The following is a 21846-nucleotide window of genomic DNA, read 5'->3' on the forward strand; positions in this document are numbered from 1 at the left end:
CACTTGAACACGACCTTTGAAAATATCAAAGCACGGGTCAGAATTCTGCTGTCAAATTGACGGCTTCACAGGTTAGTCGATCCGAATAGGAAGAGCGCGACCGTAGCTTGGCGGGTCCTGCCAAAAACCTGTCAAAACCTTTTCTATTTTGCCGGGGGGTTTTGTCACTGCCAAGTAGTTGTCCTAGCGTGGGGCGGGGCAGGACGGCACAAACGACCGTTTTTAGCACAAGTTTGCTTCAACATTCAAAAATACCAAGATGATCGCCTGTGCTATAGCGCAGATATCTATGCATCTATGTCACGACACTTGAAATCTTCATTTCTTATTCAGCATGCCACCTAGCGCATCTTCGCCTGCGGCCAAGCGCTGAAGACGGTAAAGATGAGCGCCGAAGGCTATCGCCTGTTCGCGGGTCATGTCATGCCCCCGGTAAAAAGCTTCCATCTCAGTACGGATTGCAAGAGCGGGATGCCGCGCGATGCGTCCAGCGATACGCATGGCCTCAGCGCGCAGATTGGCGCGTGGGACAACATGGTTGATGAGGTTCAGCGAGGCGGCTCTATCGGCATTAATCATATCGCCGGTCAGGACCAGTTCCATCGCATGCACGTGGCTAATTTGTCGTGCCAGCCGCATCCACCCTCCAACACCGCCCATGCCGTAGGCAATCTCGGGAAAGCCAAATTGCGCATCATCTGCAGCCACGCGAATGTCCGTCATGTGCAGCATGTACAGAATACCCTGCCCCAAGCACCAACCCTGAACGGCGGCGATGATGGGCTTTGTGCGCTCCATTGTCAGAATGTCCCAGTCCCAGCCCGGTCGTCCGGGAGGCTCGCCCCGCATTTCCCCGGCATGGGGATTGAGATGGCGCCAGACATAATCACAGGGGTCCTCCTTGGCGCGGGGCGTCTTGATGTCCTCGCCCACACTGAAGGGCTTCTCGCCATAGCTGGTCAACACGCCGACTTTAACCCGGTCATCACGAGTGAAGTGTACGAGGCACTCATAAAGCTCTCGGTGCATCTGGGGATCCATGGCATTCACCTTGCCATGGTCAAACGCTATCACCGCAACCTCGCCCTCATGGTCATATTGGAGCGTCTGAAATTTCGGTATGCTCATTAGGCTCCCCTTTTCGCAGCGCGTTGGCGGATGAATTCGGCAACAATTACAAATCCTGTCATGAATAAAAACAGAAGCGTAGAAGCGGCAGCGAGTTCGGGGCTGACCTGAAGGATCGCATCGTCCCACATTTTCTTGGGTAGGGTGATCGTCTCTCCACCCGTCAGGAAAAGCGCGATGGTCAGTTCATCGAATGACACAATGAACGCGAACATGAAGGCCGAAATCAAGCCTGGCCGGATCAATGGCAATGTGATCCGGCGCAATGTCTCAGCCCGGCTGGCGCCCAGGGTATAGGCAGCCAAGTCAAGCCGCTCATCATAGCTGCGCACAACCGCGATGACGGTGACGAGGACGTAAGGTATCGCAAGAACCGCATGGCCCAGGGACAGGCCCAGCGTGGTGCCGACAAGCCCCATACGCGAGAACAGATAGAAAAGACCGACCGCGATAAAAATATTGGGGACGATTACCGGCGCCATCAAGAGAGCGAAGACGGCCGGTTTCGCCGCAAAACGCGCCCGTGCGATGGCAAAGGCAGCAGGGACACCCAGCAGCAGACCGATACCCGCGCTCAGGATCGCTACGAGCAATGACCGTCCCACCGCCTCAATCCAGCGTGGATCAGTTGTCACCGCGTCGAACCACTGCAAGGAGAACCCGCGCGGCGGCCAGGAGAGAAAACTCGCCTCAGTAAAAGCCACCGGCACGATGAATAATGTCGGCACTGCCAGAAACGCCAGGATCAGCGCCGATGTGGCTGCTAGCGGGTGCGATACCCCCCGTTCACTCAGACGCTGGGGCACGAGGGACAATGCCGCGTCGGTCATGCGGGCAAGAATGGTCAAGAAACCGGTACCGATGCGGCTCGCCATCCGACCTACCGGTCCTTTCTGCGGCGCTTTGCCGATACCTCCCCCCAGTGTCGAGAGACCGAAAACGGCATTGTAGGCCGACAGGATTGCGAGCACGGTCAACAGCACCAATACCCCGATCGCACCAGCGAAACCCCAGTTGAGCTGTTGTTGAATCTGAAAAATGATTTCCTGTACGATTACCGTATCACGCTCAGAGCCGAGAAGCGCAGGCGTTATGAAAAAGCCGAGGGATGTCACAAAAACCAGCATCCCCGCCGCTGCGACACCCGGCATAGTCAACGGAAACCAGATCAGCCAGAAGGCAGAACCAGGCCGTGCGCCCAGAGTGGCCGCAGCCAGAGTCAGGCGGCGATCTACGGCCAGCATCACGGGCAGCATTGTCATAACTGCCAGCGGCAGCATGGCGTGGCTCATACCAACCAACACGCCGGTGGTATTATACATTAGCGTCAGTGGCTGCTCGATCAGGCCCGCGCCTTCCAGCGTCTGGTTGATCGCCCCACGCCGTCCCAGAAGCACCATCCAGGCGAAGGCCCGCACCAGGAAGCTGGTCCAGAACGGCAACAATACTAACAAGAGCAGCAAGTTACGCCGCTTGCGCACCTGTGACAGCATCAGCGCCACCGGATAGGCTCCGATGACCGCAAACAGAGTAGTCAGGGCTGCAATCTTAAGTGTGATTCCCAAAAGCCGCATATATAGCGGTGTGGAGGCCAACCGTTCGTAATTGGCAAGGCTTGGTGCGCCATTGTCGACCAGGCTGAGACCCAAAAGCCAAAGTACTGGCACAGCAAAAACCAGCGAAATGTAGAGCGCCGCCGGGGCTGAAAGCCACGGACCACGCAGACGAGAGAAAAACTGCTCCATGCCTTAAGCACTTTCGCGCAAAAGCGGAACGGCAGCATCGGAAGACCAGCCCAGAATCACCGATACCCCTGGAGCAACCCCCGCATGGGTTGACCCAGTGAGTAAGTTAGCCTGAAAACGCGTGCCATCGGACAAGGTGGCAAAAAGCTTGGTGATCGCGCCAGCCATGATCCGGCTTTCGATCTTTGCCATGACGCAATCGAGACCCTCACTGCCAGCGCCCACATCAAGTATCCGTACCGCATCGGGCCTGATCATCAGCGACAAGGGTCCTTCCGGCGCAAGTCCGGCGTCGAAACGCACGACCTCACCCGTGGACAGCCGTCCGACACCCGCGCCATCGGATTCGATGGGTAAAATATTGGATTCTCCCAGAAAATCAGCAGCAAAATGTGTCCGGGGACGTCGGTAAATCTCGTCCGATGTCCCGATCTGTTCGATTCGGGCATCTTTCATAAGGCAAATCCGGTCGGACATAACCAACGCCTCTTCCTGATCATGTGTAACATAAAGAATCGTCACGCCGAGGCGTTCGTGAAGCTCTTTGATCTCTATCTGCAGATGATCGCGCAGTTTTTTGTCAAGCGCACCGAGCGGTTCGTCCATCAGGATCACGCTTGGCTCATAGACCATTGCCCTGGCCAGCGCGATTCGTTGCTGCTGCCCGCCCGACAGCTCTGCGGGAAACCTGTCTCCGACGTGCGACAGCTGCACCGTATTCAGCGCATTTTTGACGGCAGCGCCAATATCTGTTCCGCTCTTACGGCGCATCTTTAATGGAAAGGCGACATTTTCAGCGATAGAGAGATGCGGAAAGAGCGCGTAATTCTGGAATACCATGCCGATATCACGCTCTTGAGGGGGCGCGTAAGTCGCCTCTCGCCCGTCAAGCCAGATGCGTCCACTGTCGGGATTGTTCAGCCCGGCCACAGCCCATAAAAGCGTCGACTTCCCCGACCCAGAAGGCCCCAGCAAAGTCAGAAATTCACCCTCGACCATTTTCAGATCGACACTGTCCAGCGCTACAATCGGACCATATGTCTTGCGCAATCCCTCGACCTGTAACTTGATCGCCGCAGAGTGATCAATCGTATTGGTCGGGGGTGACACCGACATGTTCGCCGGGTGGGTCATCCGAGTACCCATTCGTTGAAGCGCTCGTTCGCAGAATCGCCTGCCTCGCCCCAAAACTCAGCATTGGATTTAACCATCTTGTCGAAATATTCAGGATTAGATGGCAGGACCGCCGCACGGTCTTCCGGGATGTCTGCATAGGCCGACGGATTCGTTGGACCATAGGCAAGGTCTTGTGTGAACTCTGCCTGACGGGAACCATCCGCACAGAAGGCGACAAATTCGCGCATCAAGTCGACGTTTGGGCCACCCTTGAGGATACCCCAACCTTCAAAGGTATAAAGAGCTTCGTTCCAGTTGATCGCAATCGGTGCGCCATCGTCGATGGTAACCTGTGCGCGCGCATTCCAGGTCGGACAAACATCAACTTCGCCGGTCGCCAGCAGCTGTGAAGTTTGCGCGCCACCTGTCCACCAGACGGCCACATCGTCGCGAATCTTCTCAAGCTGATCAAAAGCCCGGTCAAAATCGAGCGGATAAAGGTTGTCCGCTGACACACCTGAAGCCAAAAGTGCCTGTTCCATAGTATCAAATGCGCTGCGCCGCAGTGCGCGCAAGCCAGGCTTGCCTTCGACGTCGAACGCGTCAGCCCAGGAAGTAAGGCCATTTTCACCCATTGTGTCGGTCCGGTACGCCAAGACCACACCCACGACATCGGTACCCATAAGGTAATCCGTGCGAAGTTGAGACGGGATTTCATTGATTGCGGAGTTTTCACCGATCGTTTCCAGATAACCCTTTTCCACCAGAACTTGATGCGCGTTATCTGACAGGATCGACCCGTCCCAGACGTAGTTGCCCGCATCAACCATGCTGGAGATCATGCCCGTTGGCGCGTGTTCGCCCTGAACACCCGCCACGCGAACGCCAGTTTCTTTCAGAAAAGGCTCATAGAACGCCTTGGCGAATCCATCAGCATAGGGGCCGCCTGGATCGCGAACCGTCAGGACACGGTCCTGCGCGCGAAGAACGGCTGGGCTTGCCAGAAGAACGGAGGCTGCCCCGGCGCTCCCGAGCAGTGTGCGTCGTGTTATTGTCATTGTATCTCCCTTTCATGTATTGCAATGCAATTATTAATATTGCTTTGCAATTATTTGATACTGAGATATATCCTTGAGTCAAGCAAAAGAGGCAGTAATGGATAGCGACCAAAAAAAATCCCTCACAGAAGACGAGCCCAAGGCGCGGAAAGCTGCATCCGCAACAACCGCGCCCCGCGACGTTCTGTTCGTCGCCTCTCTAGCCAAAGGGTTTGATGTGCTCGAAACCTTCGCCGATGCACCAGGCCCCTTGTTACTTGGTGAAATAGCCGAGCGTCTGGGTCAGAACCGATCATCGGTCCAGCGCTCGGTATATACGCTTTTGCAGATCGGCTATCTGGAGCAGGAAGAGGGCTCGCGGCGCCTGCGTCCCTCGACGCGATGTCTTGAAATGGCACATATGTTCATGCGGTGCGACACGCTTGTGGATCGCGCATGGCCGTTTCTCGTGGACTGCAACGGACGCTGCAAGGAAACTGTCAACCTAAGCCAGCTGATCCAGAGCGACATCATCCTCGTCTCCCGCCTGCCCTCGCGCCATCCGGTATCGGTAAAGATGAACCTCGGGGCGCGGGCCCCGGCCTTTTGCACGGCACCAGGGCGCGCAATACTGGCCTTCCGCCCCGAAGACGACGTTGCGGCGATCCTCGACCGGGAGGTATTGCCGCCCTTCACGCCTTTTACCGAGACTGATCCTGCGATCATTCGAAACCGGCTCGACGAAGCGCGGCAATCTGGATTCGCCATCCAGAGCGAAGAACTTACACGTGGCGATATTTCCATCGCGGCCCCGGTCCTGTCGGCGGATGGTCTAGCCATTGCGGCTGTCAACGTCTCTGTACCGACATCGCGCTGGACAGCGGAGCGTCTACGCGAGGAGATCGCGCCGCTGATCCAAGAAACCGCCCAAGCCATCAGCCTGACATCCCGGGATCGAGCAACCATCCGCCGACGGCCCGAAACCTTCCGTACTTCATCTCCGAAAGCATCTTCATGAACGACACTGATCTCGCCTCCCTCGTCGCGGCCCGCCATGCGGAAATCGAAGCAATTTCTATTGCACCGGACCTGCGCGATTATCTTACGAAACGCTTTGAACGATACGGCCCGGAACGGGCGCTGAATTTCTTCGAAGACAACACCGAGCTTAGCTTTTCAGACTTGGGATCACAGGCATGGGCGCTCGCGGACGCCTTGCAGCGGCGCGGCATCGGCAAGGGCACTCGGGTGGCTGTCATGATGCCAAATCGCGTCGAATTTCCCGTCACATGGTGTGCGCTGATGCTGATGGGTGCGGTCATCGTGCCTGTCAATGTGCGCTATACATCGCGGGAACTGGCCTATGTCTGCACCGATAGCGAAGCGGAGGCCCTAATACTGGATGCCAGCCTGACGCCTGTGCTGGACGGCTGGGCTGACCGCCCCGGTCGGTTTCGCGACGCTGATGTTATCACTGTCGGAAAGGGTGACGGCAGCAGCACGGACTGGGATGCTTTGCGGCGCGACGGGGCACCCGACTGGCGTCCCGACTGGACCAGCGACAGCGCCGATCTTGCGAATATCCAGTATACGTCGGGCACGACCGGGTTCCCCAAGGGTGTCATGCTTACCCGTCGGTACTGGTTGATCACAGCACATCTTGCCTTCCATATGTTTACGCACCGGCCACATCAGGTTCTGGCCGCACAGCCGTTCTTTTACATGGACCCACAATGGCTGATGCTGACCGCCTTCTACAACGGCGGCACATTACATGTGGCAAGGCAGGCCAGTGGTAGTCGTTTCTTAGCCTGGTGCAGGCAGCATAAAGTGGACCGTGCGCTAATGCCGGAAGTAGTCGCCAAGCAGCCGACGCAACCTAACGATGCCGACAACGTGCTGGACACTGTCTGGAATTTTAACTGGCGTGGTGACATACGTCACGAGGCAGAGAAGCGCTTCAAAATCACCGCACGTGAATGTTTCGGGATGACCGAGATTGGCTTGGCGCTTTATACGCCCACCGAAGCGACGCATCGCACCAAGATGGCGTCCTGCGGCATCCCATTGCCATTCCGCCAGGCTGAGATCAGAGATGACGACTGCAGACCCGTCGTACCCGGCACCATCGGCGAGTTGTGGATAAAGGGCGACGGCGTGGCGGCTGCCTACTGGAACAAACCCGAAGCCAATGCTGAAACCTTCGTCGACGGGTGGTTTCGCACTGGCGATCTCTTCGTGCAAGACAATGCGGGCTGGTACTCAATCGTAGGACGCAAGAAAGACATGATCCGACGCTCGGGCGAAAATGTCGCTGCGCGAGAGGTTGAGGCCGTAATCCGCGAATTACCAGAGGTGCTTGAGGCCGCCGTGTTGCCAGTGCCGGATGAGGATCGCGGCGAGGAGATCAAAGCCTATGTCATTCTCACTGATGGCACGTCTCCCGCTGACCTGACACCTTCGCAAATCTTGGCTCATTGTCGGCAGTCGCTGGCCCCGTTCAAGGTACCGCGCTTCATCGCCTACGCCGACGAATTGCCGCGAACGCCGGGGCGAAAAGTAGCCAAGCATGAAATCGTGCGCACATCGCCGGATTTGCGGCAAGGCGCATATGACGCCAAATTACAGAGATGGCTGCAGTAGGATCACACATTCTTTTTACCTAAACAGTGTGACTACAGGCTGTGACCTTCACCACGATCCCTGTCCCGCGTGTTTTCATTCTCGTCGTCACCGCATTCCTGTTCGCGTTCGTCCTCGATTTCCAGCTTCTCACGCGGCTTGTTCAGCACATCCTTCAGCCGCTCATTCACAGATAGCTTACGGTCCTCACGCCCAGAGCTCTCGCCTAGCTCTGGATCGCTGTGACCGTCCAGCTTATGAACAGCCGCCGGGCCATCGCGCCCAGCGTCCTTCTCCACGATCTCTTTCAGCCGCTCGCGCGCATAATTGCGGCCTTCCGGTTTCGGCGTGTCGTCCTGGTCCCGCGACCGGCCCACGACCCGCGCCAGACGCTCCCGGAAGTCATCCGGGTTTCGGTCGCGGTCGAGATCTTTCGCGGTTGCGGCCCTGAGTGCTGCCAGACCGGCAGAGACGCGGCCCTGCCCGGCCTCGCGCTCGATGCCGTAGGTCTCGCGCGCCAGTTCCAGCCGCGCGCGCATTTCGCGGAATGCGGCGCGGGCCTGGCGGGCGGCGTGGACCACGGCCCCGCGTTCAGTGACGGGTTTGTATTCCCGTCCCTGGCGCTCGGCCATCGCCTTCGCCCGGCGCTCCATGGAATTGGCGGCTGGCCCCAGCTTCAGCTCCGGATCGCGGTCCAGATCCTCGGCGGAGAGTTGATCGCCTCGCTCCAGCGCCGCTTCGCGCTGCGCTTCGAGCGACCGGTGATCAACTCGCTCCGCCTCCCCTGCCCGCTCCAGCGCACGGTTCTGTAGATCGGCCCAGTGACCGCGCATCTGCTCGATCTCGAAGCCGCCGGTCTTGGCGGAATCGAGAACGCGCGTCTTGGTCGTAAAGCCTTCCGCTTCCAGCTTCCGGGTGGAGGTCAGAACATGGGCGTGATGGTTGCGCTGATCGCCCTCACGGTGGGGGGCATGGATCGCCACATCGACGGCCACGCCATAGCGGCTGACCAGCTCCTGAGCGAAGTCGCGGGTGATCTGCGAGCGGTCCTCGGCGCTGATCTCGGACGGCAGGGCCAGCTCCCATTCGCGGGCGGTGACGGAGTTGCGGCGGGTCTCGCTGGCCTCGACCTCGTTCCAGAGGCGGGACCGATCCGTGGCCCAGTCCGGCGCGGCTTTCGGGGTCAGGATGAAGGTCTCCTCGATGCCCTGCTTGCGGGTGTAATCGTGGACGCGACCTTCACGCTGGCACTCGATGCGCTCCCCTACACGGTAGGCCGCAGCTGCCGTGGCAGAGCGCCCGGCGCTGCGTTTGATCGTCTTCACGGAGAGGTGGTAGCTAGCCATGCGCCCTACCCTCTCCGATGAAGCGAACGATCATCGCGCACGCCGCAGCTGACCCCGACCCATGCCCCAACATGGGCCACCGGGTCAGCCGTCTTTTCCCCGATGGATCCCGCCCTGCCCCGGCGCGGTACGAGTGGAAAAGACAGCCCGCCCGAAGTGAGCCTCTGGCTCTCTGAGGCGCGGGCTAGCCAGTGATCTGCCCCCAGATCCCCAGCCTTGTGGGGGGCGGGATATGGGAATGGATCACTGGCGGTTTGCCGGGGGCAAACCCGGTTCGTGTCGGCACCGTGAGGTCCAACGACACGAACCTCCCGCAAAGGAGACGCCAGTGGCAGACCGGCCCCAACCATGGGGCATCGGGCGAGACACTGGCGCGACATTGAGGGATGCGATCCAACTGCCAAAGTTGGCCTTGGAGAGTTTGAGAGGCCGGGAGGGCCTTTCATTCCGGCGCGCACCGCGTCGGACGGAGTTCGCCATCGGCTGAGGCTTTGCCTCAAGGAGATCGCACGCAAATCTCGAAACCACAGGTGAAGAGTTTGCATAAGTGCGCCCTTGTCCTTTACAGGCCTACGGGTAAGCGCTATCGCTGGTTGTGGCAAGCCTAACCTTTACACCTGCCCTCTTTGAAGTGGATTCCCGAATTGGCCGAGACTGAGCTTGAACGTGCCGAGAAACGCTATGCCCAGGCCAAGGCTCGCCTGCAGGCTCTGAAGAACCGGGAAGCCACCAGACAGCGCAAGCTGGATACACGTCGCAAGGTGATCCTGGGCGGGGCGCTCATGGACCTGGCGGAACGAGATTCCAATGCTGCCGCCATGCTCGACCGGCTGATCCGTAACCTCTCCCGTGAACAAGACCGCAAGGCCTTCTTGGAGTGGGACGGCCCCGCCCCTACCGATGATGGTGCGTCCTGATGCGGAGCGTAATGCTCGTCTTCGGGAGTCTGTTTCGCTTCTTCGGTCGGTTGATCTTCACGCCCATCATGCTCGGATGGTTGATCGGAGCGATGGCCTTCGGGGCGATGCTTGGCTCTCTGGTAGCCACGCCGTTCATCTTCGCCTTCTTTGACCAGACGCCAGGCGAAAGCGCCTGGCAATGGCTGGTCTTCGGTCCCTTCATGTTCGTGGGTGCTGTCTTTGGGTTTCAGTACTGGCGCATGGCCTCCGGTGCTGATGCCTATTTCGGGTTGACGGGTGACAGCCACGGCTCGGCCCGGTTTGCGAACCGCAAAGAGCTGAAGAAGCTACAGCGGGAAGACGGCCTCCTGATCGGGCGCAATCCACACACCGGACGGTTGCTGCACTATGATGGTCCCGCCCATCTGATCACCCTCGCCCCGACGCGGGCCGGGAAAGGCGTCGGCACTGTCATCCCGAACCTGCTGGCGGCGGAACGCTCCGTCCTGGTCATCGACCCCAAGGGCGAGAATGCCCGGATCGCGGGTGAGGCCCGGCGGCGGTTCGGGACGGTCCACGTTCTCGATCCCTTTGAGGTCAGCGGCCATCCCTCCGCTGCCTATAACCCGCTCGACCGGCTGACGCCGGACAGCCTCGATCTGGGCGAGGATGCCGCCTCCCTGACAGAGGCACTGGTCATGGACCCGCCGGGCCAGGTGACGGAAGCGCATTGGAACGAGGAAGCCAAAGCCATCCTCGGCGGACTGATCATGTTCTGCGTCTGCCACGAGGACCGCGACCGCCGGTCCCTTGCCACCGTCCGGGAATATCTCACCCTGTCCCCGGAAAAGCTTCGGGCGCTGCTGGAGCTGATGCAGGACAGCGATGCGGCAGGCGGGCTGATCGCCCGCGCTGCCAACCGCTTCCTCGGCAAGGCGGATCGGGAAGCGGCCTCAGTCCTGTCGAACGCGCAGCGCCACACGCACTTCCTGGACTCGCCCCGGATCGCAAAGTGTCTGGCGCGATCGGATTTTGTATTCTCGGACCTGCGCCACCGGACCACTTCCGTCTTCCTGGTGCTGCCACCCAATCGGATGGACGCCTACAGCCGCTGGCTGCGCCTTCTGGTCTCTCAGGCCCTTCAGGACATTGCGCGGGACGCAGAAGCGCTAACGGCCACCACAGGCGCTCAGAGCGCGCCTCAGCGCCTCAAGGCCCCTGCCCTCTTCCTCCTCGATGAATTCGCCGCCTTGGGCCGTTTGGAGGCCGTGGAGCGCGCCATGGGGCTGATGGCGGGCTACGGGCTTCAGCTCTGGCCGATCCTTCAGGATATGAGCCAGCTCAAAGACCTCTACGGCGAACGTGCGGGCACCTTCATTGCCAATGCCGGGGTGCAACAGGTCTTCGGGGTAAATGACTTCGAGACGGCCAAGTGGCTGAGCCAGATGATTGGCCAGGAAACTGCCGGGTTCCGGACCGATAGCTTCAAGCCCGGTGATGGCCCCAGTTTCTCAAACAACCTCACAGGCCGCGATCTGCTAACCCCCGATGAAATCATGCAGCTTCCCCCGGATCGTCAGCTCCTGCGCGTCCAGGGACAGGCCACAGCCATTGCGCAAAAGCTGCGCTACTACGCTGATCCTGAATTTTCCGGACTGTTCACGCCAGACGCCCGATAACCTGAAAGCATTCTGCCATGTCTGACACGCCCACCTCCCCTGCCCCGCTCTCGGACGATGATCTGCGCGAGACGCTCGATCTCCTCGCCACGGCTGTCGCCAGCATCTCGGATCGGGTGGATGATCAGACACGGGTGCTCGACCGGGTGAACAAGACGGCGGCGGAAGCCCGTTCGGCTGCCTTTGCCGCTCAAAAGCAGACGGACCCCGAACACTATGGTGAGATTGTCGGCGCAACCATCGACGGCAGGATCGGCGATACATTGGATCGCGTTGGCCAGATGGCCGGTGATCTGCTGCGGGCGTCCAACCATACCCAGGAGGTTCTCAGGAAAGCAGAGGATGTCAGGTCGGACACCATGCGCCAGCTCTGGGAACGAGAACAGAAGCTGGATCGTTTCAAAAGCCGTCTTCCATGGTTCGGTCTGGGTGCTGTCGTTCTGGCTCTTGCCCTGACGGTGACGCTTCCTCGTTTCTTAGCCAGCAAGGCTTCCATGTGCGCTGTCCTTGGGGCGTCTTGGACCACGACAACCACGGGCGTCGATGCTTGCGTGTTCTATCAACGGTGAGCGGTGATGTGCTGGCGACGGTCAGCTCTGACTAAGAAGCTGGGTGTTATATTCGTGTTAGAGTCTGTGTTACGCGAATCGCGCGCTCACCTATGTCATTGAAAAACATGCTTTAATCCAGTTTATTTTTGGTCCTTGGTGGGTGAAATTACGATAAGAGGTGTGTAATCTTACGAAAGATGGTGTGTAATCTTACGAAAGTCTGCTGGTGGGTGATACTACGAATCCCTTGCCTCGGTGGGTGAAATTACGAATAGTGCCCCTATGGTGGGTGAAATTACGAAACCGGATCGGACGCCTCTTCTTCCCTTGCGACATGCACAGGGGGATTTCTTCGTTTGCGACATCTTTGATGCCGCGCCTAAGGGGGACATGGCGTCGATGGCGCACCCGATCTTCACCCTCTCAACTAAGCCTGATACCAAGAAACGGCGCTACGTGGCGACCGATGGTAAGAGCTACGTGGAGATCAGGCCCAACATGATCGGACTCGCAACCGTCCATGACCGTGATGTTCTGATCTACTGCATTTCCCAAGTGATGGCGGCTTTGAATGACGGCAAACAGGTTCACAGAACCCTCCGATTCAAGGCCTATGACCTTCTTGTCGCGACGAACCGTCCTGTGGCCGGAACCGGATACAGCGGTCTGAAAGCTGCGCTGGAACGCCTCCAAGGGACGCAGATCGAAACCAATATCACCACGGGCGGCGTGGAACAGATTGACGGCTTCAGCCTGATAGATCGCTACCGCATTGTTCGCGAAACCCGTGATGGCCGGATGCTTGATCTTGAAGTCACCCTTTCCGATTGGGTCTTCAACGCCATCGCCGGGGATGACGTTTTGACGCTCAATCGCCGCTACTTCCAGCTTCGCAAGCCCCTGGAACGTCGCCTTTATGAGCTGGCTCGTAAGCAATGTGGGATGCAATCAGAGTGGAAATGTGGCTTGGACAAGCTGAAAGACCGAACTGGCTCCACGTCTTCCGACAAGGAGTTTCGGCGTCTCGTCAAAGCCATCTGCAAGGCGGATGAGGAACACAACCACATGCCGGATTATGCCTTCAGAATGGAAGCGGACATCCTCACGGTAACACCCAAACCGGAGTTTCTGGAGAACTACGCTCCCAAACCGGAACAGGACAGGCTGACCGGCGGCTACGTCCTGCCTCTCTCGCCCGACACACTGGAACGGGCGCGGGAGCTGGCTCCCACATGGGACATCAAGATTCTGGTCGGAGAGTGGCGGAGCTACGCCGCCAGACAGAAGGAACCCCCGAAGAACCCGGATGCTGCATTCCTCGGTTTCTGCAAGAGCTGGTTCAAGAAACGCGGTCGCAACGGCTGGTAGAATAATTACTCAACCGCTCATTTACTCAAATACTCAGACCAAAGGTCACGGGTGATGTCGGAGATCGACCGCCCCTCCTCGACCGCTTTCATCTTGATTCTGCGATAAAGCGCCTCCTCGATCTCGGCATTGAGGCGCTTTTTCTTCTCTACCGTCTCCGTGACGTCATGCAGGATGCGCTTGCGCGCCTCGTCGCCACGGCTTGGACGTTTGGCGGAAAGGGCCATCATGCGATCTCCCGTGTTTCGGCAACAAGCATCGCCAGTATTTCGTTGCTCAGCGCTGTGGTTTCCGCCCTCGCTTTAGGATTGTCAGCGTCGAACACAGTCAGCCCTTCAGATGCCGTCTGGGGATAGACTTGGCGCTGCGTGATCGTCGTTTCACAAACCGGCAAGGCGTAGTCGTCTAGCGCGGTTCGCACGTCACTGCCCAGCCGGGTTCCTTCCACGACACGGGAGACCACAAACCCGGCACGCGGCGATCCGTCCGTGACCTCTTGGCGAGCCTTGATGAAATCCACCAAGTCCGACGCGGCCCAAATGTCATATGGCGATGGTTGAACGGGGATCAGAACGAAGTCGCTAACTTTGATGCAGGCGGCGATCATGTCTTCTAGTTTTGCCGCACCGTCAATTACTACGTAATCGTAGTTTGCTGCCATACTGGTCAGCGTCTTAACGTTGTTGGCCCGGTCCAGCGCGACCAGCTCTATGGGATTGTCTTCGCTGGCTGCGTGCCAGTCACGTGCGCTGCCTTGTGGATCGCTGTCAACGATCAGAACCGAGTGTCCCAGCTCGTGCAGCGATCTGGCCAGATTGGTGCTGATCGTGGTTTTGCCGCTGCCACCTTTGGGGTTCAAGACGGAAATTATACTCATTGCCCTGCCTCGTTTGTGTATTTACTCAAGAGTGTAAATGAGTATTTGAGGCGCGGCAAGTTTAGCGTGGCTGACGTTATGTAGACATAGGCGAGAAAGCGCGTGATGAATAAGCAACTCGATCACTCAAAAACTCATTTGAGTAAACGATAAAGGACTCAGCTCGAATGCTGCGAACTTGCTATAGCTGCCCCTGCCGCGCCCTGACCTCCTCAATGAAATCACCGACAGACCAGAGCCAGCCGCGCTGCGCGGCGGTGTAGCTGTCCTGAACAGGGGAGGGGACCACGAGTTGAAGGCTGGACGCCTCCATCTGGTCTGTCTGTGGCTCTGAAATCCCCGGCTCAAGCGTCAGAAGGTGCTTGCGGCTGATCTTCTCGGCTTCCGCCAGAACCTGCCGCCAGCGATCCTTACAGGTGGATTTGGCTCCCAGCATCGTCAGGCGGGCGTCTCCACCGGCCGGAGCCGCGTGATAGGTCTCAAGATCGGGGAACAGAAAATCGGGCTTGTGCTTGTGTTCTGTCACCGCACCCCGGACATGCCGGATGTCATGCGCCCTGAGCACAGCAGCCATGTGGTTTTCCAGCGAATGCCCCATGCGGGATTTGCGGCGGTTCTGGACACTCAAGGAAAAGCTGATGAATCCGTCCACGTCCGTGCCGTCCGCGCTCGTGAATCCGGCCTCGATCCGCGAGGATACGACCCTGCGTTCCAGCCGCCGGAACAGAGCCTCCTCGTGGTCAAGCCAAGCGATGAGCGCCGCGTCCGGGTCATCCTCGGCGCGGACCTCGGGCAGGGTGAGGCGGGCAAGATCGGAAAACTCGGCCGTCTTCGGGAAGGTGGTGCCGAACCTGTCTATGATGCTGTCCAGCTTGTCGGCTTCCGGCTCTTCGAACTCGACGCCGATCTCGTCCAGAATGAAGCGGGCCGCGAAGTCCAGCTCCGGCTCCTCGTCGGAGAACTCGCGCGACACGAAGGACTTGCCCTCGGGACGCAGACCGAACAGCCAGAAAAGCTGCTGCTCGCTGGTGGACCCCTCCGGGGCCACGATGAACCACAGGACACCACCCTGATCCTTGGCTAGGAACAGGGTGTCTCCGGCCTTCATGGCCTCCGTGACAGGGTTGGAAGGGTAGTAGAGGCGCCATTCGGCGGCGCGGGGCTTGTTGAGGCGCGCGTCGTAGTGTGTGGCCCAGCTCTCCTCGGTGAAGCCCTCCTGATCGCCGCCCAGCCAGATATAGATCGCGGGGAACTTCTCCTGATGGTTCTCGCCTAGAAAGTCGTCCCGCATCTTCTTCGTCGTGCCGACCTCGTGCTGGTTGGATGTCTTCGGCTCGGCGTCCACGGCGGACAGGCGCTTGACCCCGACACCCTCGAAATAGTCAGACAATTGCCCGCGTTTTATCACCACTCACCTCCAGTGTTTTTATATCCGATTTCAACCACATGGCGCACTGATCGACAACGCTGTCGAAGGGCAGGCGGGTCTTTCCCTTCAGTGCGCACTCCCAGACCGTACCGACACGCCAACCGGTGCCCGCCAGTGCCTCGCGTTGGTTCCGGTCGCGCTCGATGTTCCGGTCGATCTTCTCGCGCCAGAAATCCTCGCGGCTTTTGGGCCAACGAAACAGGTGGCAGTCGTGACCGTGCCAGAAACAGCCATGCACGAAGATCACGGCGTTGCGGCCGGTGAATACGAGATCAGGCCTACCAGGCAGGTCCTTGCGGTGCAGCCGGAACCGGAATCCGCGCCTGTGAAGCGCGGACCGTATCGCCAATTCCGGCTTGGTATTCTTCCCTTTGACTGCGGCCATCATCCGGCTTCGGACGGCTGTGGGAACCGTATCGGCGGGCATCACGCGTTCGCCAGCGAGGCCTCCGGGATTTCCGGATACTCGGCTGGCACTTCGCAGGCGGCGTAGGCACGCCTCTCGTCCAGTGGAAGTTGCGTCTGGATGTTCACCGGCACTTTTCGGCCGTCCAGCTCCATCGCCTCGGCGATCCGCGTCTGCATGAGCCGTGCGACGGCGTTCACGACGGGCACAACGACCGCATTGCCGAACTGGCGGTAGGCCTGTGTGTCGGAAACGGGGATTTTCCACTCGGTCTGCCGGGGCTTCTCGAACCCCATCAGACGGGCGCACTCGCGCGGCGTGAGGCGGCGCGGCCGGTCGCCCTTCTGCGCGATCAGGATTTCGGAGCCGTCCTTGTAGTAACGCGCGGACAGGGTGCGGGCCACATCATCGGGGCCGAACAGCGAAAACCCGAACCCGTTCCCGGCGCTGCGGTGCTTCTCCTTGTAGCCCTGAAGGTAGCTCCACATGTGTTCGGTCAGCGTGTATTTCGGATCGACCTCTCTATCGAGGATCGAGCCGAGGGTAGGGCCGTCGCCTTCCGGCACGACGAGTTGGTCGAAGTCGAACTCAATGCTGTGATCCTTGAAGCCGACAATGAAGATGCGCTCGCGCTTCTGCGGCACCCAGGGCGTCGAGCTGATGACTTTGTGGAACACCCGGTAGCCCAGCTCCTTCTCCAGCACATGGATGATGGTTGCGAAGGTCTTGCCGCCGTCATGGCGCTCAAGGTTCTTCACATTCTCCAGCAGGAAGGCAGGGGGACGGTGATGGTCGATGATCTTGGCGAGATCGTAGAACAGCGTACCCTGCGTGTCGCAAAGGAAACCATGCGGACGGCCAAGGGCGTTCTTTTTGCTGACACCCGCAATCGAAAAAGGCTGACACGGGAAACCGGCCAGCAGCACGTCATGGTCCGGGATTGTGTCCGGCGCGACGGCATAGGGCCGCACATCTTCCGCGAAGACATGTTCGCTGTCGGCAGGCTCGGGGAAGTTGGCGCTGTAGGTTTCCCGGCTGAACCGGTCCCACTCGGCCGTGAACACGCAGCGCCCGCCGATAGCCTCGAAGGGGAGGCGCAGCCCCCCGATCCCGGCGAAAAGGTCGATAAACCGAAACCCTGCGGGCCGTTCGCCCGTGCAGCGCGCATCGGCCGTCTGACGCAGCTTCTCCAGCCGGAGCTGGTCGATCCGCTTGCCTTCGCCCTTCATGTTGCGCCGGATTGTCCGGTCACTCACGCCTAGAAGCTCCGCCGCCGTGTCGATGTCGAGACCGGCGCGCTCCATCAACTCTGCAAATTCTGTCCGTGGAAGCGCGTTCATGTACCTGCCCCTTATCTGTGTCTGTTATTGACAACATGTCATAATCTGTCCCAGAAGCTTTGGGAACCCCGCTTATGCTATTTGTTCACATTTTGTTCTAAGTCTGCGTTAAAGCCGAACAGCGCGAGTGATGAGGGAGATTTTCAGATATGATCCCAAGTCACTTCGGTGGCGAGATACTCGCGGATGACCGTTCGCACGATAAATTGGCCTTGGTCCATCACCGCGAAACGGTAGACATTTGGTTGAACGACCACCCAACCATCTGGCCTCATATCTTCACCGGATACCAGCCGCTGCATCAAGCGGCTACCTACCTCGGGCCATCCAGCTCCGTAGTCGATAGATTCAAAGTTCGCCAACATATCGGGGGACAGGGTAGGGATCGGCTGGATCGCCACCCGCGCCGGTTCACCCTCCGCAGGTTGTCCATGCTCGAACAGCACATGGCCTCGGGCATTCTTTACAACGACATTCTGAATTCTCGCCATGTCCGGGACAAAGGTGATCCGATCGTTTCCATCCGCGTCCTTGACGATTTGAAGTTGGGACTCGATTTCATCCTGAAGGCGGTGGTTGCTGTCCAGTATCTTCTCGGACCGCGCTACAACCTGCTGATCCGGGTCTGCACTCCCCGCGAGAACCGCCCCCAGGAATGCTGTGAAATATTCCTCGTCATTCGAGAACGAAGTGTTGCAGGGCTTACATATGCGGACGGTCGGAAGGTCATTCGGGAAGGGACGATCAAGTATGGTTTTTGAGGGAACATGATCGAGATTGCTCTCGACATTTTCCAAGCCAGCGTTGCAGTGGATACACCATCCCTTGTGCCGTTCGTCGGAATAGTCCCGCATCTGCTTCATCGGTAATTTCCTCTCTACTTCAATGAATTCTACGCCCGCCGCACGGTTCTTTCGCTGACTTTGAACAGCCGTGCGATCTCCGGAACGGCACGGTGTTCGTCATCCCTCATGCGGCGCACCTCGTCTTTTTGAGCAGGCGACAGGGCAGGGGGCCTGCCCCCGATGCGGCCCTGCTTGCGCGCGGACGCGAGGCCTTCCTTGGTCCGTTCGGAAATCCGTTCCCGTTCGAACTGTGCAATGGATGCGAATACGTGGAACACAAGGCGACCGGCCGGCGTCGTTGTGTCGATGTCCTCGGCAAGGGACCGGAAGCCGGCACCGCGTTCGCGGATCGTTTCCACGATTTCCAAAAGGTCCCTCAACGACCGGGCAAGGCGGTCGTATTTAGTAACGGTTACGATATCGCCGTCACGGAGCTGGTCCAGCATCCTGTCCAGCTCGGGCCTCTCACGCTTCGATCCACTGATCCGGTCGGCAAACAGCTTGTTGGCTCCGGCCGCCGCGAGGGCGTCGGTCTGGGCATCGAGGCTCTGGTCATCCGTGCTGACGCGGGCATATCCGATAATCATCTTGCGACATGGCCAGAAACGTATAGTTTTGTCCAGAATGTAAAGACCAACCAAAGCCCCGACAGGTGGCGCGTGGAGCCATAAAAAATTGGAAGATGGGCCAGAGCCAGAGCCGTTGGGTGAAGTTGTTGATCTGTTCTGTGGCGTCGGCTCGCTGAGCCACGGCCTCATGCGGGCCGGTTTCGATATCAGGGCAGGCTACGACACCGACAGACGCTGCAAACACGCATTCGAGACCAACAATGAGGCGACTTTCCATACGAGGGATGTTGCGCTGTTGCAGCCGGAAGAAATACTGGCTCACTTCTCGGGCAAGCGTCCGTCCGTGCTGGCAGGTTGCGCTCCATGCCAACCCTTCTCAACCTATAAGCAACGGTATGACGAAGACCCGAGATGGGATTTGGTTGACAGCTTTGCGCGACTTGCCGTGAAGGTCTCGCCAGACTTCATCACAATGGAAAACGTCCCCGCACTTCTGAAATACAAGGCCGGGGCCGTGTTCTCGAACTTCAGCCAGACCCTTCAGAATGCCGGATACCATGTGAGTTGGCAGGTCGCGAAATGTGAGCTGTTCGGCGTGCCGCAGAAACGACGACGCCTCGTTGTGGTTGCCTCTAAGGCCGCGAATCCGCCCCAGCTCTCGCCAACGCATCAAACACCCCTGACGGTGAAGGATGCGATTGCAAACCTGCCGCCTGTCGCGGCGGGAACAAGAGCGGAGAACGATCCACTGCACATCTCGGCGTCCCTGTCCGAGACCAATCTACGCCGCATCCGCGCATCACAACCGGGCGGAACATGGCGGGACTGGCCCTACGAACTGAGGGCAAAGTGTCATCAGCGATCGTCCGGGAAAACATACTCGGGAGTGTATGCGCGGATGGTCTGGGATGCGCCGTCTCCTACGATGACAACCCAATGCTATGGGTATGGCAACGGTAGATTTGGTCATCCTGAACAGGACAGGGCCATTACCTTAAGGGAAGCGGCGCTCTTGCAGTCTTTCCCCCCCCAGTATTCATTTTTGCCCGATGACGAAATTCCTAACATGTCTGAAGTCGGCAGGTGGATCGGCAACGCCGTTCCGGTCGGGCTGGCGCAGGCGATCGGCAGATGTATCGGTTCGGTGATTAAGGAGAACGAGTTTGGCAGCAAATAAATCACCTGATCCCTACCGCTTCGAGATTTCGCTGAGTGTCCTGAACCATCTCGGGCGGAACCTTTACAGGAACTTCGTCACGGTTCTTGGTGAGGCAATTTCAAACTCCTGGGACGCCAACGCCAAGAACGTCTGGATCGAGATTGACCGGGAAAATTCGTCATTCTCGATAAAAGACGATGGCGACGGCATGGACAGCGGAGATTTTCAGGGAAAATTCCTGAAGATCGGATATTCCAAGCGCAAGGCGGGTGGCAGCAAGTCCTCCACCGGACGGCCCTATATCGGTGCCAAGGGTATAGGCAAACTGGCACTGCTTTCATGCGCGAAGCGTGTTTCCGTGTTCTCCAAAACAGACGGCACAGACTACGTAGGTGGTGTTATCGACAATGCGGGCCTGGACGGCGCAATTCTTGGTGACAGAAGCACTGAAGAGTATCCGCTAGAACAACTAGACTTCTCGCTCATCAGCGAACTGCGTGAAGGCCACGAAAAGGGCACGATAATCTACTTCGAAAGCACGAACGACCAGCTCAAGAACTCCGACGCTTACATAAAGAAACTTCTTGCCCTGAGCTTCAAATTCTCGCTGCTGGACGAAGAGTTTACGATCCATGTCAGCGGCGATCCCGTCACTGTTGACGATCTGAAGCCGTTGTCCGACGCGACCCAGTTTCTATGGAGCGTCAACGGCTACACCGACGCCTACATTGACGGATTGAACAACCTCGAACTGCCCGCGTCGGAAGTGACGACACCGTTGGATATCAAGGGATTTGTCGCATCGGTAAAGAAACCGGCCAACCTCAAAATCACCGGAACCGACGAGCGCGCTACAATCGACCTGTTTGTGAATGGCAGACTCCGCGAGAAGAACATCATACGGCACATCCCGTCCCAACGGATTGTGGAAAGCTATATCTACGGGCAAATCCACTTTGACACCCTTGATCGCGAAGGCACCGATCCCTTTACCAGCAGCCGGGAAGGTATTGTGGAAGACGACGAGAAATTCCGCAGTCTGATGGATTATCTCAAGCGGGACTTGCTCACGAAGATCATTGATGAGTGGGACAAGTTTCGCCTCGAAGTCAAAGACGAAGGCGACGACGACAACACGCGAAAGTCCAAACGTGACAGGAAGGCGCAGGCACTGGTGTCAGAGGCGAAGAAAGACTTTCAACCCGATGATGACGCGCCGACAAAGGATGTTGTCGAGGAATGGCTGACTGAGATGCAGACGGATGCCGAGTTCAACACCTCTGCATATGTGGACTGCTTTCTGTCGGAAAATTTGGTCCGCAAGTACATTGGTCACAAGAACCTCAGCCCGATCGACGGTATCCAGAAAGAGATTGTCAAATTCAAGGAGCGAGAGGAGAAATCCAAGCAGGCCGCGAATATCAGCTTCCCGATCCGGCAAATCTCTCTTGATCTTAGTTACTTAGACATGGACGCTCTGGCATTCACGGCGGAGGGTAGCAAATCCACGAATACGCAATCCCTTTGGGGCGATGCTATTGGGTTCAAGCCCGTCAGAAATGCCGTAGGCCACACAGGACGCCTGACAAATGTGGCCAAGAACCACTTGAACACGACCTTTGAAAATATCAAAGCACGGGTCAGAATTCTGCTGTCAAATTGACGGCTTCACAGGTTAGTCGATCCGAATAGGAAGAGCGCGACCGTAGCTTGGCGGGTCCTGCCAAAAA

The 21846-nt window shown here is 58.3% G+C and carries 20 protein-coding genes; 8 read left to right on the top strand and 12 right to left on the bottom strand.

The genetic code is table 11. The features are described 5' to 3' along the window. Nucleotides 1-318: 318 nt before the first annotated feature. From BHD06_RS20760 to BHD06_RS20775, 4 genes are read right to left on the bottom strand one after another with little or no spacing between them, the layout of a single operon-like run. Entirely contained in the window at nt 319-1128 is an 810-nt protein-coding gene (locus BHD06_RS20760; protein ID WP_080458876.1) for an enoyl-CoA hydratase/isomerase family protein, read from the bottom strand. Then, nucleotides 1128-2873 carry an ABC transporter permease subunit gene (locus BHD06_RS20765; RefSeq protein ID WP_080458877.1) on the bottom strand — a complete coding sequence of 582 codons (1746 nt, stop codon included), beginning with the start codon at nt 2871-2873 and terminating at the stop codon, nt 1128-1130. Before BHD06_RS20765 ends, BHD06_RS20760 begins: the two co-directional genes overlap by 1 nt. Nucleotides 2874-2876: 3 nt before the next feature. Further along, nucleotides 2877-4007, bottom strand: a complete 1131-nt coding sequence (locus tag BHD06_RS20770; protein ID WP_254892541.1) for an ABC transporter ATP-binding protein — start codon at nt 4005-4007, stop codon at nt 2877-2879. Then, a complete protein-coding gene (locus tag BHD06_RS20775; RefSeq protein ID WP_080458879.1) occupies nt 4004-5047 on the bottom strand; it encodes an ABC transporter substrate-binding protein in 1044 nt (347 codons plus the stop codon). The genes BHD06_RS20770 and BHD06_RS20775 overlap by 4 nt, the downstream gene beginning before the upstream one ends. A gap of 97 nt (nt 5048-5144) precedes the next feature. On the opposite strand from BHD06_RS20775, the gene BHD06_RS20780 reads away from it, so the two are divergent. After that, complete coding sequence (locus BHD06_RS20780; RefSeq protein ID WP_080458880.1) at nt 5145-6044, top strand: IclR family transcriptional regulator; 900 nt, start codon at nt 5145-5147, stop codon at nt 6042-6044. Beyond that, nucleotides 6041-7669, top strand: coding sequence for a class I adenylate-forming enzyme family protein (locus BHD06_RS20785; RefSeq protein ID WP_080458881.1), 1629 nt, complete (start codon nt 6041-6043; stop codon nt 7667-7669). Before BHD06_RS20780 ends, BHD06_RS20785 begins: the two co-directional genes overlap by 4 nt. A 32-nt stretch (nt 7670-7701) precedes the next feature. Here BHD06_RS20785 and mobQ read toward each other — a convergent pair whose 3' ends face one another. Continuing rightward, complete coding sequence (mobQ, locus tag BHD06_RS20790; protein WP_080458882.1) at nt 7702-8994, bottom strand: MobQ family relaxase; 1293 nt, start codon at nt 8992-8994, stop codon at nt 7702-7704. A gap of 644 nt (nt 8995-9638) precedes the next feature. Between mobQ and BHD06_RS20795 the strand changes: the two genes are divergently transcribed. From BHD06_RS20795 to BHD06_RS20810, 4 genes are all read left to right on the top strand, one after another. Beyond that, nucleotides 9639-9911 carry a mobilization protein gene (locus BHD06_RS20795; RefSeq protein WP_080458883.1) on the top strand — a complete coding sequence of 91 codons (273 nt, stop codon included), beginning with the start codon at nt 9639-9641 and terminating at the stop codon, nt 9909-9911. Next, nucleotides 9911-11572, top strand: a complete 1662-nt coding sequence (locus BHD06_RS20800) for a type IV secretory system conjugative DNA transfer family protein (protein WP_080458884.1) — start codon at nt 9911-9913, stop codon at nt 11570-11572. The genes BHD06_RS20795 and BHD06_RS20800 overlap by 1 nt, the downstream gene beginning before the upstream one ends. A gap of 17 nt (nt 11573-11589) precedes the next feature. Beyond that, the gene (locus tag BHD06_RS20805; protein ID WP_080458885.1) at nt 11590-12141 is read left to right on the top strand and encodes a hypothetical protein; all 552 of its coding nucleotides are present in this window, start codon (nt 11590-11592) and stop codon (nt 12139-12141) included. Between the two features lie 264 nt (nt 12142-12405). Continuing rightward, nucleotides 12406-13491, top strand: coding sequence for a replication initiator protein A (locus tag BHD06_RS20810; protein ID WP_043147108.1), 1086 nt, complete (start codon nt 12406-12408; stop codon nt 13489-13491). A 17-nt stretch (nt 13492-13508) separates the two neighbouring features. On the opposite strand, the gene BHD06_RS20815 is transcribed toward BHD06_RS20810, so the two are convergent. The 7 genes from BHD06_RS20815 to BHD06_RS20845 form a co-directional block, all read right to left on the bottom strand. Then, nucleotides 13509-13718, bottom strand: a complete 210-nt coding sequence (locus BHD06_RS20815; protein ID WP_176214437.1) for a plasmid partition protein ParG — start codon at nt 13716-13718, stop codon at nt 13509-13511. Beyond that, nucleotides 13718-14368, bottom strand: a complete 651-nt coding sequence (parA, locus tag BHD06_RS20820; RefSeq protein ID WP_043147105.1) for a ParA family partition ATPase — start codon at nt 14366-14368, stop codon at nt 13718-13720. Before parA ends, BHD06_RS20815 begins: the two co-directional genes overlap by 1 nt. Nucleotides 14369-14549: 181 nt before the next feature. After that, nucleotides 14550-15779: a type II restriction endonuclease gene (locus tag BHD06_RS20825; RefSeq protein ID WP_254892543.1), complete on the bottom strand. Its 1230-nt coding sequence runs from the start codon at nt 15777-15779 to the stop codon at nt 14550-14552. After that, nucleotides 15751-16224: a very short patch repair endonuclease gene (locus BHD06_RS20830; RefSeq protein ID WP_080458886.1), complete on the bottom strand. Its 474-nt coding sequence runs from the start codon at nt 16222-16224 to the stop codon at nt 15751-15753. The genes BHD06_RS20825 and BHD06_RS20830 overlap by 29 nt, the downstream gene beginning before the upstream one ends. Beyond that, nucleotides 16224-17543, bottom strand: coding sequence for a DNA (cytosine-5-)-methyltransferase (gene dcm / locus BHD06_RS20835; protein ID WP_052244924.1), 1320 nt, complete (start codon nt 17541-17543; stop codon nt 16224-16226). Before dcm ends, BHD06_RS20830 begins: the two co-directional genes overlap by 1 nt. Nucleotides 17544-17686: 143 nt before the next feature. After that, on the bottom strand, nt 17687-18406 hold the full coding sequence (locus BHD06_RS20840) for a hypothetical protein (protein ID WP_080458887.1): 720 nt from the start codon (nt 18404-18406) through the stop codon (nt 17687-17689). A 29-nt stretch (nt 18407-18435) separates the two neighbouring features. Next, the gene (locus BHD06_RS20845; RefSeq protein WP_080458888.1) at nt 18436-18975 is read right to left on the bottom strand and encodes a recombinase family protein; all 540 of its coding nucleotides are present in this window, start codon (nt 18973-18975) and stop codon (nt 18436-18438) included. A gap of 115 nt (nt 18976-19090) precedes the next feature. Here BHD06_RS20845 and BHD06_RS20850 point away from each other — a divergent pair, with 115 nt between their 5' ends. After that, nucleotides 19091-20134 carry a DNA cytosine methyltransferase gene (locus BHD06_RS20850; RefSeq protein WP_043147119.1) on the top strand — a complete coding sequence of 348 codons (1044 nt, stop codon included), beginning with the start codon at nt 19091-19093 and terminating at the stop codon, nt 20132-20134. Further along, nucleotides 20121-21779, top strand: a complete 1659-nt coding sequence (locus BHD06_RS20855) for an ATP-binding protein (protein WP_080458890.1) — start codon at nt 20121-20123, stop codon at nt 21777-21779. Before BHD06_RS20850 ends, BHD06_RS20855 begins: the two co-directional genes overlap by 14 nt. The last annotated feature ends 67 nt before the right edge of the window (nt 21780-21846 follow it).

It is taken from the genome of Roseovarius sp. A-2 (assembly GCF_002072155.1).
Lineage (GTDB): Bacteria > Pseudomonadota > Alphaproteobacteria > Rhodobacterales > Rhodobacteraceae > Roseovarius.